Here is an 18,195-nt window from a genome sequence, read left to right on the forward strand (position 1 = left end):
CTGCAGACAGAGTTAGATAAGAAGAATGCATGACTCTACTTATGACAAGCTACACTATGCGAATAAGGGTTTTTCTCATGCATCTTCACAATGACCAATCGTCTTGCTCAAGCTAAAAGCCTCTACCTCCGCAAACACGCCGAAAATCCCATTGATTGGTGGTCTTGGTGTGATGAGGCGCTAGCAACTGCAAAAGTGCAGAACAAACCAATATTCCTTTCCATTGGCTACTCTAGTTGCCATTGGTGTACCGTGATGGAAGGAGAAGCATTTTCCGACCTAGCAGTGGCTGAGTATATGAACGCCAACTTTCTTCCCATTAAAGTGGATAGGGAAGAACGACCCGATATTGACAGCATCTATATGCAAGCTTTACAAATGATGAGCGGTCAGGGGGGTTGGCCATTAAACGTGTTTATCTCTCCAGAGGATCTGGTACCTTTCTATGCAGGGACTTACTTTCCGTTAGAACCACGCTACGGTCGCCCCGGCTTTTTACAAGTTCTGCAAGCAATCCGTCATTATTACGATACAGAAAAAGAAGATTTGCGCGATCGCAAAGCCACCATTCTTGAGTCACTCCTAACTTCTGCAGTGCTGGAATCGGGAGGCGTAACAGAAACTCAAGATATTGAATTATTGCATAAGGGCTGGGAGACTTGTACTGGAATTATTACACCCAATCAATATGGCAATAGCTTCCCAATGATTCCTTATGCAGAATTGGCGCTGCGAGGAACTCGATTTGAATGGGAAAATTCTCGTTACGATGGCATTCAAGTTTCTACTCAAAGGGGTCTGGATCTAGCACTAGGGGGAATTTACGACCATGTAGCTGGGGGCTTTCATCGCTATACAGTGGATTCTACATGGACGGTACCGCATTTTGAAAAGATGCTTTACGATAACGGTCAAATTGTGGAGTATCTGGCTAATTTGTGGAGTGCGGGAATACACGAACCGGCTTTTGAAGCAGCGATCGCAGGTACTGTTCGATGGTTAAAGCGGGAGATGATTTCACCCTTGGGATTCTTCTATGCTGCTCAAGATGCTGATAGCTTTACCAATCGGACAGATGCAGAACCTGAGGAAGGAGCATTTTACGTTTGGAGTTACAGCGAATTGCAACAACTGCTAAGTGCAGGTGAACTAGCAGAATTACAACAAACGTTTACAGTTACTCCTAACGGTAACTTTGAAGGTAAGAACGTTTTACAAAGACGTCATCAAGGCAAACTGAGTGAGAGTTTGCAAACAGCGTTAGGAAAATTGTTTGTTGCACGTTATGGTTTTGCAACGGACATGACCGATGAAGCCCGACGTTCATCCACGACAACATTTGCTACATTTCCCCCCGCACGCAACAATCAAGAAGCAAAAACTCATAACTGGTTGGGACGCATTCCTGCAGTGACAGATACAAAAATGATTGTTGCATGGAATAGTTTGATGATATCTGGTTTAGCTAGGGCATACGGGGTATTTCAAAGACAAGAATATTTGGAACTTGCAGCAAACGCAGCCAATTTTATCTGCAACAATCAGTTTGTAGATGGGCGCTTTCACCGTCTTAATTATGAAAATCAGCCAACAGTTCTCGCGCAATCTGAGGACTACGCCTTTTTTATCAAAGCACTGCTCGATTTACACCAAGTCTCTTTGCAAATAGAAAACAACGATTCCAACTCGTCTTCCCATTGGCTCTCAAAAGCAATTACCGTACAAGAAGAATTTCACGAATATCTGTGGAGCGTGGAACTTGGTGGATACTTCAATACATCAAGTGACGCCAGCCAAGATTTGATAGTGCGCGAACGCAGTTATGCCGATAATGCCACACCATCTGCTAATGGAGTTGCGATCGCAAACCTAGTCCGTCTTGCTCTACTCACCGACGATCTTCATTATCTAGACTTAGCCGAACAAGGATTAAACGCTTTTAGGGGTGTGATGAATCGTGCTCCTCAAGCGTGTCCCAGCTTGTTTGCTGCCCTAGACTGGTATCGCAATTGTACGTTAATCCGTACCTCAGAAGAACAAATTAAATCTCTTGTGCCAACATATTTACCCAGTGCAATATTTGTCTCAACATCAAAACTACCAGAAGGAAGCGTTGGATTAGTCTGCCAAGGATTGAAATGTTTGCCAGCACCAGAAAGTGCAGAGAAGTTTTTGCAGCAATTACGAAAGAGTTTAACTAGGGTCAGTAAGTAGTGAGCAGTGAGCAGTGAGCAGTGACTTAAGTGCAATTGTGTTAGCAGGGGGAATGAGTTCCCGCATGGGACAAGATAAAGCTTTGATCCCAATTCAAGGTGTACCCCTCCTGCAATTAATTTGTCAAATGGCAGAAAGTTGTGCTGATACAGTTTATGTAGTAACCCCTTGGGAAGAACGATATCAGCACTTACTCACTCCTAAGAGCAAGTTTATTCGGGAAGTGACTGTAGGGGAATCTTTACCCCACGGACCGCTTGTTGGCTTTGCTCAAGGATTAGCGCAAGTACAAACGGAGTGGGTGTTGCTACTCGCCTGCGATTTACCTAAGTTGGAGGTTAAAGTTTTACAGGCGTGGGCGGCTGAACTTAAATATGTTGAAGAGGACGCGATCGCCGCATTGGTATGTCATAGTAAAGGTTGGGAACCGTTGTGCGGTTTTTACCGCCATCGGTGTTTGCCAAGTCTGATGGAATATATTAATGAAGGCGGGCGATCGTTCCAAGGGTGGCTGAAACAGCATCACGTATTTGTTTTGTCACTACCTGATTCCGAAATGCTTTTTAACTGCAATACACCACAGGATTTAGGTTTATTGCAGTGACCAATTTCCAGTCTTTATTTTCAGTGGTTCCTTTTCCGTTTACAATAAAAAATTACATTTGCAATTTTAACAGCAATATGGGTAGCGCAGCGGTGGCTAGTGTCTTCGTTACCCTTTTAGTAAGTTTTCTAGCCTTGTTGGCAAAGATGAAACATACACTTTCAGTACTGGTAGAGGATGAAGCGGGAGTTCTTTCCCGTATTTCTGGATTGTTTGCCCGTCGCGGCTTTAATATTGAAAGTCTCGCCGTAGGTCCGGCAGAACAATCAGGAATTTCCCGAATTACAATGGTTGTTCAAGGCGATGACCGTGTCATCGAGCAACTGACCAAGCAACTTTACAAGCTTATTAATGTCCTGAAGGTGCAGGATGTCACTGAGACTCCTTGTGTCGAGCGAGAACTGATGTTGCTTAAGGTTAATGCTACAAGCACTAATCGTTCAGAGGTTGTTGAATTGTCGCAAATTTTCCGAGCAAGAGTAGTAGATGTGGCTGAGGATTCTCTCACGTTAGAAGTGGTGGGAGATCCGGGAAAGATGGTGGCGATCGTGCAGGTGTTGCAAAAATTTGGCTTGAGAGAAATAGCTCGCACTGGCAAAATTGCTTTGACTCGTGAATCTGGTGTGAATACGGAGTTGCTTAAGTCTTTGGAAGTCAAGGTTTAATCGCACGCGTTACAGGTAACTAGCACAAAGTAACTTTGCAAAAGTTTGTTTCCGTGAAAAAATTATCTCACAATCCCCCTAGCCTAAACATTCGGTTGGGGGGATTGTCCTTTGCCAAAAATAGAGTGTTAGAATGGGAATCGATAGTAACAATGCATTAACTTGATAGTTGTATAGAAAGAACTATAAATTGAGAAATTGACTTTATAGGTTTTTGTAAAGCATGAGCTTTCAAAAGCTAAATTAAAGATTTGCTCAGACGCGAACCCGTACAGACAGATATCGAACGAGTCTCTCAATTTCTTCAAGGCAAAAAAGTACTTATTACGGTAGCGGGTGGGTCTATTGGTAGCGAGCTTTGCCGTCAAATCTTCAAATCTTCCCCTGCTGAAATGATTCTTGTAGGACATGGAGAAAATTCTGTATTCAATATTCAACAAGAGATCGGACAGGCTGTCCAAGTCGTAAAATACGATACGAAATGTCATGGGGGCTAGCAAAAGATCTGCTGAAATGTTAATACTGCAAGCAGCAAAAGAAAGTGGCAAATCTTACGTTTCGTTTTGGTAATGTTTTGGGACTAAAGAACCACAAACAATAATATATTTATGGTACAAAAATACGTTTTAAGAAAGCTATGATTTCAGACCAAGCAGAGGTCGCAACCGCAGAATCGTAGCGATAACCATCATCGCGCATGAAGGTATGTTCTGCTTCATAAGAGAAAACTTGATGAGGAACACTTGCACCCTTTAGGGCTTGGATAATTGTTTGACGGTCTTGTGGTGGAATGTGAGGGTCAAGCGTACCAAACACAATTAGCATCTCGCCTTTAATTTCGCTGACTCGATGAATCGTATCGGCTACCCCCTGACCTAGTTTGCCACTCGGAATACCAGTCGGATAGCAACAAACTGCTGCCTTGATTTCGTTTTGGAAAGCAGCCCGGAAAGATAGGTGTCCCCCAATACAAAAACCTAAAGTCCCTATTTGACCTGAGGCTACCGAACTTTCCCCCTTAAGGAATTCAATGACAGCACGGCAATCAGCGTCATATCCAGCTATCGGGGTTCGACGAGCATTGTCATTACCTCGCATTCTACCAATATCATCTGGTTCAATAACGAAACCAACAGGTTCTGTTCTATGAAAAATCTCTGGTGCGGCGACTACATAGCCATGTCCAGCCAAGTAGTTAACCAATCGAATCATTGGATCGCCTAATTGATAAATATCCGTATAGAATATAAGTCCTGGATAAGTTCCCGCAGTTTTGGGGGCTGCAACATAGACGCGCATCAAGCTGTCGTCTACTCTCAATTCAACATTGCGTTTGGTAATTTGCACTTGTTTGCCTCCATATTTAAATTGCCAAGATATACTTGTTCTTTAAATCTTGCAGCAGTTTACAATAATTTTCAGTTGAATGAATAACAATCGGGTTTTACCAAAAGAAAGGTAGAGATCTCAAGGAAAGTATGTATAGTGAACTTCACAAGTCCACCTACGTGGGTTTCGCTTGTACAGCCACGACATAAGCGTCGCAAAGGCAAGTCTTATTTTAGATAAATCAGTAAGTTCAAACCGGGAATAGTACGGGAAAGAGTCCAAAAAACAAGGGTAATGTAAAGTATACCTAAAACCCACTGATACCATGCCAATATTGTAATGATGCCAGGAAGGTGTTCGTCTCGCAAACGAATATCGTTAAATCCCAGCCTCAATAAGTTGTTCAAGCTGAAGTCATAGTAATTGAGCCAGTTCCATCTGCGATCGCATAAAATTGGTAAATAACGCTCGCGAAACATTGGATACCTTGGAATCACTGGCAAACGCCCAATCAGCAAGCGCAGTTGTCGTAAAGTCCCTTCTTCTGTAAAGTAGGAAACGTCTAAGAGATCGTGATAGCGTCCTTGTTGGTAAAGTCGCAACAACAAGACTCCAGGGAGAGGAATCAGAATTGCACACAGACATCCCAATGTCAGCCAAGGTTGTTCGGCTGAACGAAAGATAGCGAGTAAACCCAGTACGACAAACACGCTAAAACTTGCAAGCATACAAGTCGTTTCGTAAGCGGTAGGTAAAATCGGTCTTGGACCAATACGACGAACACTGTCAATCAGCCAAAACAATAGACCAAAGAATGCGATCGCGATCGTTCCTACGCCAATGACCAAGCAAAAATTTGTACCGTACCCGGATAGCAGCAGCAGCAGACTCAAAGCCAAGCAATTCCATGCTAAGAGCAACCAATTTCCTACAGAAAGAGAATTGCCAACCACTATGCGAGAGGTAACTTGAGCGTAAGTATCGAAGTCAATATCAGCCAAAGTCAGCAATTCACTCTTATTGCGAAATGGCTGTATCAGTCGGCGACGAACAATAGCATCAGCTTGAACGAGAGAAAAACCCAGAGCCATCAGACGTTTTTGAGATGCGCTATTGATATTTGTACCAAACAGATTGCGGGTTAATTCTTGCAGCCGCAACTCCTGCTTTGTATACTCCAACTGATTGGCATCAGCAATTTGCTGTAACTGACGAAAATTTTGCCCCAAATTCCGCAAAACACTTTGATTACCTTGCAAACCATTCACGACAATGTTTTTGCCAATTTGACCGGGATTTCCTAAAATCTTAGCCTGGTTGGAGTTAAAAAGAAGACCGGACACATTTAAATAAGCGTCTGGAGAAAATCCAGCATCGCTAAAGTCCGCTTGATTGAGGATGCTTGCACCTTGGAAGTTAACAGGTTGATTAAATTGTGACTCTCGAAAGGCTACAGATTGCTCAAAAGTTACTTCAGATAAAATAAGAAAACGATAAAAAATATCTTTTGCAAACTGTGCTTGTTCAAAAAAACGCACGCTAGAAAAATCAGCATTACCAAGCCATTGTGTACGACTGAATTTTGCTACCTGCTTAAAATTTGCTTCAGTAAAATTAGCCGTGTCTTCAAAAGTACTGTCTTGAAAGTTTGCGATTTCTTGAAATAGAGTTTGCTTGAAACTCACTTTATCAAAGAAGATACTGCCTTGGAAATAACTGTCCTTGCGAAAATTCGCATTAGCAAAGCTAGCAGCACGGCTGAATCTTGTTTCTACCCAATAAGCAGGTTGATTAAAAAGAGCACCTTGGGCGTTGACTGGTTGGAGAAAAAACGTATTGGCAAACTGAACGCTACCATTAAAGCGAGTTCCCATAAAAGTCAGAGAACCACGGAAAACGCTAATTGCCGTTGATGGCGTTGACTGAGTTCCCAATAGAAACTTACAATCTTTAGAACTGGGTAATGCTACAGCAAGCGATCGCAAGCAAACATCTCGCAAGTGTTCTAATTGTTCTTGTTCTGAGGCTGTGAAAATAGGGGCAATAGCTTGAGCGTATAGAGGAGTTTGCAAACCCAAATCGCTACCAATAAAATCACCTTGAATGACAGAATAACTTAAATCCAATCCCAAAGGTTTTGAGCCAGCTTTTTGCAATTCTTTCCGCAAAACTTGGTAAAAAGCATCTCGAAAACTGGCATTCTCCGGTCGTAAATCTATGACCATTTCCCGTAAATCCACTGTGAGATTACCTTCACGAATGGTAGGAGCATGCAGTCGTTCTTGTAATATTTCTAGAGTGAGGGGAATCCGTTCTGGTTGTGCGGGCGAACTCCATGCTGGTAGGGGAAATAAAAAGAATAAGAAGACACAGAGCAGAGGGCGGAGGAGCCAGCGCGTTGGGAGATTTCGCCCACTTGAAGCGACTGGCGTAGCAAAAAGCATCCCCACAAATTTAACAAACTTCTTGTAGATGGAACTGCATGCACCCCACCCCACAAATCGCTCCCAAGTTGCGTTCATATTTTACTCTCTTCCTTGTCCCCCTGGTCCCCCTTGTCTTCCTTGTCCCCCTTGTCTCCCGTGTCCCCCGTGTCCCCCCTATCTCCGTTCTCCAATAAGTAGAACAATTTTACCTGTCATTGAGCCAGTTTCAAGCAATTGATGAGCCTTTGCTGCTTCTTGCAAAGGAAACGTCTTGCTAACCTGAATTTTTAACTTACCTCCATCAATCCATTGAGCGCATTGTTCTAAAATTTCTGCCTGGTGCTGCTGTGCTTCCACACTACCTTGGAGCATGGGTGTTAGCATGAGTTCTAAGCCAATGCGAAGATTGCGTTGCCTTGCAGTTTTCCACACTGTATTGGCATCCGGTTCTAAAATTGTCACAACATCACCATACACGCGTACTGCGGGAAAAGTTTTATGGAGTGTTTCTCCTCCTACAGTGTCAAAAGCTAAATCAACTCCTTCTCCACCTGTCCAATCTAACGCTGCTTGGACGAAGTCTGTTTGCTTGTATAAGATTGCACGGTCAGCACCCAAACTTTTGACGAAATCGGCTTTTTCTTGAGAACCAACAGTTGTGCAAACATGAGCGCCTTTAAGTTTTGCCAGTTGAATTGCTACATGACCGACTCCACCTGCACCTGCATGAATCAACACTCTTTCCCCTGGTTCTAAGCGCCCCCTTTCGTACAGTGCTTCCCAAGCGGTAATTAAAACTAAAGGTGCTGCTGCAGCTTCTACAAAGGATACAGAAGCAGGCTTGCGGGCTGCAAACCGTTCATCAATTGTTGTATATTCTGCATAGTTGCCCTGGTGTGCGCCCAATCCACCATTACAAAAGAAGACTTCATCACCAATACGAAAGCGTTGAACAGCAGCACCTACTGCTTCGACTATACCTGCGCCATCACAGCCTAAAATGGCTGGCATTTTATCTGGGTAAAATGTGCCTCGTTTCCGCAATTTTGTATCAATGGGATTGATACCTGCTGCTTGCAGGCGTATGAGCAGTTCTGTTTCGCCGAGAGGAACGCTTGGATTTGGTATGTCTTGCAGTTGCAAAACTTCGGGGTTTCCGGCTGCTGTCATTAGGACTGCTTTCATGTCTCTTCCTGGGTAAATTTAGCTATTTGTCAATTTACCGCAATAGGTGTGCTTGGTTGTTTTGATTTGAACTCCCAAGACGCAAAGAAACAGAGGAAAGGAATTAGCGAACTGCAACAAGCAATATTTGTATCGTTATGAATGCCCTCTGCCTTGCTGCTCTTTTTTCATGACTCTCAAACGATACCGACCAATCATGGTATAAAATTCAATAAGTAAAAACCGCGAAACGAAATGTTTCACGGCTTTTTGTGTAGTGTGAGGAGCTTAATTATTACTATAATAATCGATACCGAATCGTAGAAACACGCTTGTAACAATTTTGGTAACGAAAATTTTTATTATTAGTTGCTGTAAAAAAAATAAAAAACCGTGATAGCTGAAATTAGCCCACGGTTTCTGTATGGTGTGAGGAGACTTAACTAAGTATCATGATAAGCCCTTGCAGGCGTTGGCAGATCGCTCGTAACAATTTTGGTAACAGATAAATTTGTTATCTGTCGTTTCGGGCTGAAAGTCGTTACACCAAAGCGCCGCCACAACTCGAACCACAACCAGCCGTACATCCATAGCAATAAACAGCAGTTTGGACTTCGGCGATCGCATCCAAACTCCCAAGTTCTAGCAATTTGGCAACTGTAAGGTTCTCCCCATTACGATTTTTGGCTGGCAAATTCATCATTTGATGAAAGTCGCAATCATACACATTACCAAGATAATCGATGGAAAGCTCATCTCGGCACATCAGATTTTCAACCGTACCAGCATTGAAATTTGATTCTAGAAACTGGAGATAAGGAGTATAGAGTTTTTGCCGTTCCAAGTATTGTTTTGTTCGCCCAACAGGTAAATTGGTGATGGTAAATAGATTGTTAAAAATAATACCAAATTGTTCCTGTAAAAACTCTTTGTAACTTCTTTCCAGTTTCGCTTGATCGGGGGTTAGGGAAAACTTTTCCCCTGAAGGCATTTGAGGATTAAACACCAAATCCAAAATGAGGTCCGGTTCTTTTCCATAACCAAGTTGATTTAGCCACTGAAGTGCTTTGATTGAACTATTATATACACCCGCACCCCGCATTTTATCTACGTTGTCTTCTAGATAGCAAGGTAAGGAAGCAACAACGCGAACTTTGTGTTGGGTAAAGTATGCTGGTAAGTCACTAAACCCATTTTCAAAATAAATGGTCAAGTTAGACCGAACAATCACTTGCTTGTGATTTGCTCTTGCTGCTTCTACAAGTGACTTAAATCCATAATTCATTTCTGGTGCGCCACCAGTTAAATCAACAATTTGGATCTGAGGAAATCTCTGAATTAATTCAATTAACTGGTGGCAAATTTCTGGAGAAAGTTCTTCTGTGCGCTTTGGTCCTGCTTCTACATGGCAATGATTGCACGCTAGATTGCAGCGCTTTCCTAAATTAATTTGCAAAACAGAAATTTCTTTTTTTGTTAAAGCTGAAGTCAGTTTCTGTTTGAAAGGTGTTATGGTTGTTTGTATCATAAAATTTTTACACAATTAAATGTCTTGACAGTAGAAGATATTTGAAAAGTAGTCGCTGAGATATCCCAAACTTTAGCTCCTCCTAAATTCTTCTTAAAGGTTGTTTGAAAAGTGATTTGCTGTGTTTTTAAGTACCTATCGATCGCCCCTGACCCCCTTAAAAGCCTCTTAAAGTCCCCCTTTTTCAGGGGGATTTAGGGGGATCTTGATATTTTGCTACCAACAAGAGGACTTTTAAAACATCCTCTTAAAGCTTTGTATAAAAGTTGAAGTGAAATGAAGAAAGGCTCAGAGGAGGAAAAAGCTTTTTAAGAGTTGTTTAAAAGGTGGTTGGCTGTGATTTTAGGCACTCAGCGATCCCCCCTAGCCCCCCTTAAAAAGGGGGGAAAATATTTTTAAAGTCTCTCGGAAAAAGGGGGGAACATTCTTAAAGTCCCCTTAAACAGAAGGAAAGACTCTTAAAGTCCCCTTAAACAGAAGGAAAGACTCTTAAAGTCCTGCTTAAAAAAGGTGATAAGACTCTTAAAATCCCCCTTTTTAAGGGGGATTTAGGGGGATCTTGAATGTTTTGCTACTGATGAAAGGTAAACTGGCCTTTCCTTCTGTGTAGTATGGAAAATACCTCCTAGCAGCTTAATATAGTGGAGCATGACTCACCCTACTTCAGCATAGCTACTTCTTCAACAACAACCACCGCCGCTATAGTGCCAAGTTGAGTCAGTAATCGTTATATTATCCGACATGAATTGAGCCAATTTTGCAGCAGTTTTATCACAAACTACTGCGGGTATTCCCTGTTGAAAAAAATGACCTGCACCATCATCAAAAAATGGTTCAGGTCCAGCATAGATTGCTGTTTTACCTGTAAAAACACAAGCCCCATCTTCAGGAATAGAAACTTTAAAAGCTACAGAATCTAAACTTTCTAAAAGAAGGTGTTCTTTTAAGTTGTAAGTCTCAGAATCTAGCAATCGGTAAGGACGGCGGGCGCGAATTTCTACTTGTCCAAAGCCAACATCAATAATGCGTTGAATGTACTCTTCATAGGTAAGTGCGCCCGATAAACACATTGCTCGCAAGCGCTCATCTTTTTGCAAGTGTTGCGGAATGGGACGAGTTGCAATAGGATCGCTCATCTGCAGTCTACCGCCCGGTTTCAACACCCGGTATGCTTCGCGCAAAGCACGAGTTAAATCTTCTGGTTCAAAAATATTGAAAAGGCAATTCTGTGCGACGATATCAACTGTACTGTCGGTAATGGGTAAGTTAAAGGCATCGCCTTCTTTGATTTCTACAAAATTGGTATCAAACCAGGAGTTTTCTTGAGCAGCAATTTCTAAATTCCGTGCAGCCGCTTCTCGCATTTGTACAACTGGATCGATAGCAATCACACCACTCGGACGGCGCGAAAAATAGGCAAATTGCAAAGCTTCCAAGCCGCCACCAACTCCAACATAAAGCACGGTAGGTTGATTTCCTAGTTCGGTGGGGTGAACGGTAGTACCACAACCATAGTTCATTTCCTTCATACAGCAAGGAATTTTTAGTCCTGGTAATTGAAGGGGTGTACTCTGTACGCAACAAAGCCCAACTTCTGGTTCTTGAGCAACTTCACTGTAGAACTGCGCCGCTGTTTCGAGGTAACTCATTACATTCCTAAAGGTATCCACCGTTTTTAGTGTAGCGATAACTGCGGGAAGCAATAACGAACGAATGTAACGGTTATATGTATTTTAGCATACATACTTATCTAACTTTTAATATCAAATCCGTTTGTCTCAGAATTATTTCTCCTTATGTTTCCCTATATTCGCTCTGCATCTAGAGCGGTTTGTTTAATCATTGAGATGCTACCGGATTTTATATAACTCGCTTAGATCCCCAACTTCTTCAACAAGTTAGGGATCTGATAAAAAAATGATATTCTATCAAGCGCAAATGTTGATTTTGCACTTTACTTTAAAACAAAATTTTTGTACGTCAATACTTTTATTTAAACTCGGTCAACCCTTCTTTCCAAATCCTCTAAAAGCGGGCTGTGACTTGCTTTAGTAAAACTTCTTGTGGCGGAGTGTGGTCGCAAGCTGTTAATGAAATCGAATCAGTTCGGGTAGGGACTAATACGGTCGGATATGATGAACAATTTATGGCTGCAGCCGGGTTGCCATTATTTTCAATACGAACGCTGTGTCAATAGGAATAAACGATTAGCAGTAAGCAGTTACGTCTTCACCGCATACGTCCGCAAGATAACACAGAGCGCGGAAACGCAAATAAACGACTTCCTCATAGACAGGATTGAGCTTGCACATTGGAGGAATATGAAACAGCTTGCGACCAAACAATGTAATATCACGCTCAAACGGACATTGAGCGGGAATGAGCTTGCACACAAAATGAGCTAGTTTGGCATTATGAATTTCTATGGAATCTAACCATTGACGAACAGGAGAAAGAAGATCTTGTTTTGGTTGTAGTTGAGAAAAGCTAGTCATAATTACTCACCTTTACATTCAGTATTTCAAGTTAGTTTTTTTGTTAGTTGGGTTTTAACCCTTCTCTATTACTTATATAGGTCTGACTTTGTGTTCTTATGCAATTTTGTTCCACTCTTTATACTGGAACACTCTTTACTACAAACCTGGACGGAAGCATTCCGGATCGTTCTCCAGATATTTTTGTTGCTCTCAAGTCCTATGTATCTGAAAAGTACCAACAGCCTTGCTACTTCAAGAATCCAGAATTATTAGGTGTCGAACAAAAATTAAGATTCCTCTAAAATCGCCCCTGTGGGTGAGGCGCTCGGTAAAACACTTGCCTAAGACCCTAAACTTTACTAAATTTCTGTATTGTTACCAACAACTTAATATTAACTTTACAACTCAGTAAAAATGAGTAAAAATGATAGCGGAAAACCGTACTCCATAAGTAGGCTTTCGCGCATCTCTGCGCCCTATTTCATAGCAATCATTTTCATAATGACCAGTCACCCATACAGTGCTTGTACCAGTAATCTGCGAAGCAAAAGATGGTTCAAATCCCCTTCTTTGCAGTACAGAGGATAAACTTATCGGTCACTGGTCATTGGTTTATATTAGGTTCGGATAATCGCAAGCGCTTAAAAATTACCCGTTTCTGGGGGTTTCCCCATCTCCGCGTCATTCTTATCGTAATTATTTAGGCGAAGAACCTGATATTACAGCGTGTCTAAAAGTTTAAGTTGGCTAGCAACACCATTTAAATACTCTCGATCGCTTATAGCATCAGGTGAAACTCTACCTGCAGTAATACCAGCTTTAACCAAAGATTCAGCAGTAGTTCGACCGAATCTCAACTCAGAAAGCAGCAGACTGTATCCTGGAACGCCTTGCTGTCCGAGCGATCCTCTATAAGCAAAGTGGACAAGTTGAAAGGGTGTAAAACTGTGGATTGAATTTGCACTGACCGTTGTTTGTTGAGAGGGTGCTGTAGCAGTCGGTGTTTGAGCATGAGCGCTACTAGCAACAGAGCAAAGGAGTAAGAAAGATAGGCTACTAACCAATAAGCGTTTCATCATATTTACCTCTCGGAACTTCTGTTCCATCGCTAACAATTTAGAGAATGTAACTGTTAACTGAGACTCATTTGATGAATTGATGAGAAAACGCTGAAAAATTCGGGAATTTTGTGAAATTTACCTTAAAGAAACCTGAATCTCTATTGTATTTCCAACTATAAAAAACTTAATAGACCTGAATTTTCCTTAATTCACGTAGTTCTTGATGTTGGATTCCCTGAAAACACTCCCGAACTTCACTCAACTTTTTCATTGATTTTTTCAAGAGAATACAAGAGAAAAACACTTCTAGTTTAATTGACTTAAGAGAGTTATATTATGAAACCATATTTTATTTTACCATTACTCGCCAATATCATCCTGCTTGTAGGATGTACTGGAGAACCAGAAACACCAACTATCGGTCAGATGACAAATTTTCACTCCGTCTGTCATAAAGGTAATGATGGCAAACGTGTGGCTGTAGAAGGGTATTTAACTTTACCAACATCAATTAAAAACAATATTTTGGTTCTTCGCCTTCGCCAATCTAAAAACTTTGGTAGTACAGTCATTGGAGTCAGTAGTAACTTTGGTGATGAACCTAATAAAGTTTCGCCTTTACCGTTGGTATACAAACATCGCGATCTCAAAATAAGAACTCATAACGGTCAAACTGCTAGTTATTTAGATAAAGTGCGTGTCTCAGGAAAAGTCTACTTTCCAATATCCAACTTAGTGGAATTTCAATGTGGGTTAAGCAATCCACTTATTGAGCGTAGCAACTAAGCGTGTTGTGAAAAAGCTTGACAACCTTTTTGTCTAATGATGTAGAAAGTTTTGTTGCGATCGCCTGATTTGCAATCCAGTAGAAAGGTTGTGGCAAACCGAGGATCTGCCAAAAGTCTTCAACAGCAGCATTATTGGAATCTTCAACAACTCTCACAACAAGAGCTTTTCCAGAAATCCGATGATGGGTGATATTGTGAGTAAATGCACCAGGTAATTCCACAAGTTGAAGTTGTTCGCGAGATTTCAACGCCGTTTTGACTTCTAATACTTCGAGCTTGCTCATCAACGGAAAACCAACAGTATTAGCTAAAAATCCTTTTGTTCTTTCAGCAAGAGCGATTGTATCAGTTGGCTTTCTCCAAACAATTAAAGCAAATAATTCTACATCCACAGCATCGCGTCTGGGTTTTTGGGGAGGACAAAGCTCAGTACAATTCTTTTCAAAAGCCAAACATTGCGATCGCAACGGACATAACAAACAGAGTGGTTTCGTTTTACGACAAACAGTTGCACCCAACTCCATCATCGCTTGGTTAAAATCACCCGGACGTTCAGCAGAAATGATGCTGTTAGCAAAATCTCGAATCACTGCTTGACCGGAAGAACTCCAAACATCTTTAGATAAAGCAAGCAAACGACTCACAACTCGTGTCACATTACCATCCACACAAGCCACTTTTTCATGAAAACAAATGCTTGCAATGACAGCTGCTGTATACAAACCGCAACCGGGAATTTTCAGCCACTCGTTGTATGACTGAGGAAAACGACCCTTAAGGTGTTCTACAATAAACACCGCTCCCTTTTTTAAGTTACGAGCACGAGCATAATAACCCAGACCCGACCACAGTTGGCGTAGCGTGTCCTCATCACAGGTTGCAAGGTCGTAAACAGTAGGGAGTTGTTTGACAAATTCTGAGAATTTAGGAATAACAACAGCCAGGGTAGTTTGTTGACTCATCACTTCACAGACCCAAGTGTGATAAATATTGATGTTTTGACGCCAAGGTAAGGGTCTGTGATGTTTGTCATACCAAGCCAAGAGTTCCCTAGCATATTGATTTGCACTCTGACATTCATCCATAAAAAAATTAAGCTCTCTACTGACGAAGGACTCCCATCTCAGATTTGAGAATAATTTATTTTTGGGGAATCTTGGAAATAAGGGCGATCGAGTCACCCTCGTAGAGCCACTGTTTTTTCTCTGAAAAAATCCAAAATTCTACAGGAAATTTTACAAGAAAAATTTCCCTTATATTGTATTATAAGTAAACGAGGAAGCGCTCAAGTTTGGAGCAAGAGCACTTCCTCGAAAAAATTAATAAATAATACTTCTGGAGTTATATTAGCATGACTAAAGTACCGGAAACAGCTCCTGCTGGAAATTTTTCTGAAACAGTGACACAAGAAGTTCAATATTTCATCCAAAGACTCGCTAAAGCAGGAAAAAACTTGATAGAAGAAGTAAAAAGCGAGATTGGCAACACAAACCCCGTCACATTACTTGGAGCCGCTAAAATCGGGCAACTATTGCTTTTCCTTAAAGAAAAACTCAAACCCAAACAATACGAACAAGCCCTAGCGAATTCTCTAGGATGGATAGCGGGGATTGCCAACCAGTTATTAAAGCTAGCCCCCATACTCGGAAGTTTTACAACCAAGCAACTTGAGACAATTAGTCGCAACCTCTCCCCATCAGCACTATACAAACTAGCTACAGGACGGACGCCACTAGAGGTGATCGAGTCAATGCTACAGAAAGCTTGCACTCAAGAGGTGTCAAAGCAAGATATTCAACTCGAAACCAAGAAACATAAAGATAACCAACCGAAAAAAGAGCCAACACCGTGGAGATATGCTGGTCGTGGAAGAGAATACCAACCCCCCAGAATTTCTGAAAAAGCAGGCTCGATTGTAGAACAACTCAGCGAACAAAATAGCAAGCCGCGACGTTTTGTCATTGAAGAAGCCGTTTTGTTGCTGTCAGAGAAATTTCAGCAAGTTGTTCTTGCTGTGGCTTGACCTTACTGAAGAAGGGAGACAAGGAAGAGGTGTTTGTAACTCAGTTAGGGCTGCTAATGTCAAGCAAACTATATCTTGGTTGGAAATAACTGTATCACTTGGACATTAACAGCGTCAGCATTGGCAAAAGTTCTTGAACGTTCATCTGGATTATGAGAATACCCGCTAGTCCACAATTTATTAAGTTTTTTCTATCGGTTTCAAAAGACGAACAAAGTCTCTTTTTAGCCCAAATATATACTTTCTTTCACAGTGTAGAAGGGCGTACTTCTCCAATTGAAACTCATTCAACAGGAGAAAGAACACATTCTTCACTAAATACGATTAAGTTACATAGTTTTTCATTTGACAGATATAGTCGTCGGGAAAATTGGGATATTGGTTTTTATGATACAGCAATTCCCCACGCCAGAATAGAAATGTGGGATTGTAATCCACCTTTAAAAAAAGATTACTCACTGACGTTAGATTATAGCCAGTTGTTAATAGAAAATTCCCTGGCGGATATTGCTGAGGGTTTTGATGATACCCCGAAGCCTTTTTTTCAAAAACTTTTCATGTTTTTTCCAGAAAACTGGTTTGCAGCTTTAGGAACCAAAACCTGGGTTTATTTAAGGTTTAAAATACTAGCTATACCAGATTTACACAGACAATTCTCGCACGAAACTCAACCCAAGTTGCCATTTTTCAGTTTTGGAAATTACCTTTGCTCAAAGATAGAATACGAGCAACAAAATATCGTTAAAATTAATATGAATAAAAATAATTTTAAGTCATTTATAGAGCAAAATGATACTTTGATTTTAAACACCTTGAATAGAGAAGAGATTATGGAGTGGCTCAATCGTCTTAATATTGAATTTGATGCTTGGTTTAGTGCGATCGCAATTTCTTATTAAAGTAATGAAAAAGATTTAATTATTTGGGCATTGCTTGAGAAACTTTTTTAAAAAGACTTTAATCTGGCATATTGTGACATCACTTCTATGCACTTATTTTGAGAAACTCAGGTAAATCTTAAAAAAAGTTAAAATAATTGTATGATTGAGTTGATAGCCCGCGAATACGGGTTGAGTGGGCATCTTCCCACCTAAAGCCCGTGATGAACGTATAAAATTATCCCATGAGTCAGATAGTCTGGATAGCAAGACATGCTAACCGTCTCGATTTTGTTAACCCTGATTGGTTTCTCACTGCAGAACGACGCTACGATCCACCACTGTCGGAAGACGGTTTTATACAAGCGCAGCAACTGGCTAACCGTCTTCAAGGAGAAAAGATTGCCCATATTTTTGCTTCTCCCTTCCTACGGACTGTACAAACAGCAAACGCCGTAGCAGAAGTTCTGGATTTACCCATAAAGTTAGAAACGGGTTTGAGTGAATGGCATAATGCAGCTTGGATGACGGAAGAACCAAAAAGACTCTCAACACCAGCACTGGCAGAGTTATTCCCCAGAATTGACACAAGTTACACTTCCCAAATAGCTGCTAAGTACCCCGAAACTCGCGCACAAATGCTGGAACGCTCGGGACAAACTGCCCGATGTTTGACTGTAGAATACTCACCACAGGATATTCTTTTAGTAGGACACGGGGCGTCTGTACTGGGAGCAGCAGTAGGTTTAGTTGGCGAACTAGCCAGCACAGAAGTCAAAGCTTCGTTATGTAGCTTGGTTAAAGTTGTGCGTCAAGAACCGGAATGGCTATTAGAACTGAAAGGAGACACGTCTCATTTAACGGAAGTCGAGGAGGTTGTCAGGTTTGATGTCAGCGAGCAATTACCAGTCACCAGCAAGCAGTGACCAAATTTAAGTAATTGACTTCAAATCTGGTATCAGAGGGATGCAAAATAATGAGGAGTTAGTAGTAAGTAATTATTAGTGAGTAGTTTTCCACCAACTACTAACCCCTAAC

The 18,195-nt window shown here is 41.4% G+C and carries 15 protein-coding genes and 1 pseudogene; 8 read left to right on the forward strand and 8 right to left on the reverse strand.

The genetic code is table 11. The features are described from left to right. Nucleotides 1-90 precede the first annotated feature (90 nt). The 4 genes and pseudogenes from HC643_RS19460 to HC643_RS19475 form a co-directional block, all read left to right on the forward strand. Nucleotides 91-2,214: a thioredoxin domain-containing protein gene (locus tag HC643_RS19460; protein WP_038075064.1), complete on the forward strand. Its 2,124-nt coding sequence runs from the start codon at nt 91-93 to the stop codon at nt 2,212-2,214. 13 nt (nt 2,215-2,227) lie between these two features. After that, nucleotides 2,228-2,818, forward strand: coding sequence for a molybdenum cofactor guanylyltransferase (locus HC643_RS19465; protein WP_038075066.1), 591 nt, complete (start codon nt 2,228-2,230; stop codon nt 2,816-2,818). A 146-nt stretch (nt 2,819-2,964) separates the two neighbouring features. After that, nucleotides 2,965-3,483 carry an acetolactate synthase small subunit gene (gene ilvN / locus HC643_RS19470; protein WP_038075122.1) on the forward strand — a complete coding sequence of 173 codons (519 nt, stop codon included), beginning with the start codon at nt 2,965-2,967 and terminating at the stop codon, nt 3,481-3,483. Between the two features lie 242 nt (nt 3,484-3,725). Then, nucleotides 3,726-3,965 (forward strand): annotated as a pseudogene (locus tag HC643_RS19475) (polysaccharide biosynthesis protein); the annotation flags it as partial. 124 nt (nt 3,966-4,089) lie between these two features. On the opposite strand, the gene HC643_RS19480 reads toward HC643_RS19475, so the two are convergent. From HC643_RS19480 to HC643_RS19510, 7 genes are all read right to left on the reverse strand, one after another. After that, on the reverse strand, nt 4,090-4,863 hold the full coding sequence (locus HC643_RS19480) for a dienelactone hydrolase family protein (protein ID WP_456320640.1): 774 nt from the start codon (nt 4,861-4,863) through the stop codon (nt 4,090-4,092). Between the two features lie 176 nt (nt 4,864-5,039). After that, a complete protein-coding gene (locus tag HC643_RS19485) occupies nt 5,040-7,334 on the reverse strand; it encodes a pentapeptide repeat-containing protein (RefSeq protein WP_202048634.1) in 2,295 nt (764 codons plus the stop codon). 78 nt (nt 7,335-7,412) lie between these two features. Continuing rightward, on the reverse strand, nt 7,413-8,423 hold the full coding sequence (locus HC643_RS19490) for a zinc-dependent alcohol dehydrogenase family protein (RefSeq protein WP_038075075.1): 1,011 nt from the start codon (nt 8,421-8,423) through the stop codon (nt 7,413-7,415). 520 nt (nt 8,424-8,943) lie between these two features. Beyond that, a complete protein-coding gene (arsS, locus tag HC643_RS19495) occupies nt 8,944-9,930 on the reverse strand; it encodes an arsenosugar biosynthesis radical SAM (seleno)protein ArsS (RefSeq protein WP_038075079.1) in 987 nt (328 codons plus the stop codon). Between the two features lie 680 nt (nt 9,931-10,610). Continuing rightward, a complete protein-coding gene (gene arsM / locus HC643_RS19500; protein WP_038075081.1) occupies nt 10,611-11,579 on the reverse strand; it encodes an arsenosugar biosynthesis arsenite methyltransferase ArsM in 969 nt (322 codons plus the stop codon). A 558-nt stretch (nt 11,580-12,137) separates the two neighbouring features. Then, the gene (locus HC643_RS19505; RefSeq protein WP_050045966.1) at nt 12,138-12,425 is read right to left on the reverse strand and encodes a Mo-dependent nitrogenase C-terminal domain-containing protein; all 288 of its coding nucleotides are present in this window, start codon (nt 12,423-12,425) and stop codon (nt 12,138-12,140) included. Nucleotides 12,426-13,126: 701 nt separating this feature from the next. After that, the gene (locus tag HC643_RS19510) at nt 13,127-13,486 is read right to left on the reverse strand and encodes a hypothetical protein (RefSeq protein ID WP_137986324.1); all 360 of its coding nucleotides are present in this window, start codon (nt 13,484-13,486) and stop codon (nt 13,127-13,129) included. A 318-nt stretch (nt 13,487-13,804) separates the two neighbouring features. On the opposite strand from HC643_RS19510, the gene HC643_RS19515 reads away from it, so the two are divergent. After that, on the forward strand, nt 13,805-14,254 hold the full coding sequence (locus tag HC643_RS19515) for a hypothetical protein (protein ID WP_038075087.1): 450 nt from the start codon (nt 13,805-13,807) through the stop codon (nt 14,252-14,254). Here HC643_RS19515 and HC643_RS19520 read toward each other — a convergent pair. Beyond that, complete coding sequence (locus tag HC643_RS19520; protein WP_038075090.1) at nt 14,235-15,341, reverse strand: A/G-specific adenine glycosylase; 1,107 nt, start codon at nt 15,339-15,341, stop codon at nt 14,235-14,237. The genes HC643_RS19515 and HC643_RS19520 overlap by 20 nt on opposite strands. A gap of 266 nt (nt 15,342-15,607) precedes the next feature. Here HC643_RS19520 and HC643_RS19525 point away from each other — a divergent pair, with 266 nt between their 5' ends. The 3 genes from HC643_RS19525 to HC643_RS19535 all read left to right on the forward strand — a co-directional run bounded on the left by HC643_RS19525 (nt 15,608) and on the right by HC643_RS19535 (nt 18,083). Then, complete coding sequence (locus tag HC643_RS19525; RefSeq protein ID WP_038075093.1) at nt 15,608-16,279, forward strand: hypothetical protein; 672 nt, start codon at nt 15,608-15,610, stop codon at nt 16,277-16,279. A 152-nt stretch (nt 16,280-16,431) separates the two neighbouring features. Further along, the gene (locus tag HC643_RS19530) at nt 16,432-17,178 is read left to right on the forward strand and encodes a hypothetical protein (protein WP_038075096.1); all 747 of its coding nucleotides are present in this window, start codon (nt 16,432-16,434) and stop codon (nt 17,176-17,178) included. 224 nt (nt 17,179-17,402) lie between these two features. Next, nucleotides 17,403-18,083 carry a histidine phosphatase family protein gene (locus HC643_RS19535; RefSeq protein WP_038075099.1) on the forward strand — a complete coding sequence of 227 codons (681 nt, stop codon included), beginning with the start codon at nt 17,403-17,405 and terminating at the stop codon, nt 18,081-18,083. Nucleotides 18,084-18,195 lie beyond the last annotated feature (112 nt).

Origin of the sequence: Tolypothrix bouteillei VB521301, from assembly GCF_000760695.4 — a bacterium.
GTDB classification, from domain to species: domain Bacteria; phylum Cyanobacteriota; class Cyanobacteriia; order Cyanobacteriales; family Nostocaceae; genus Scytonema; species Scytonema bouteillei_A.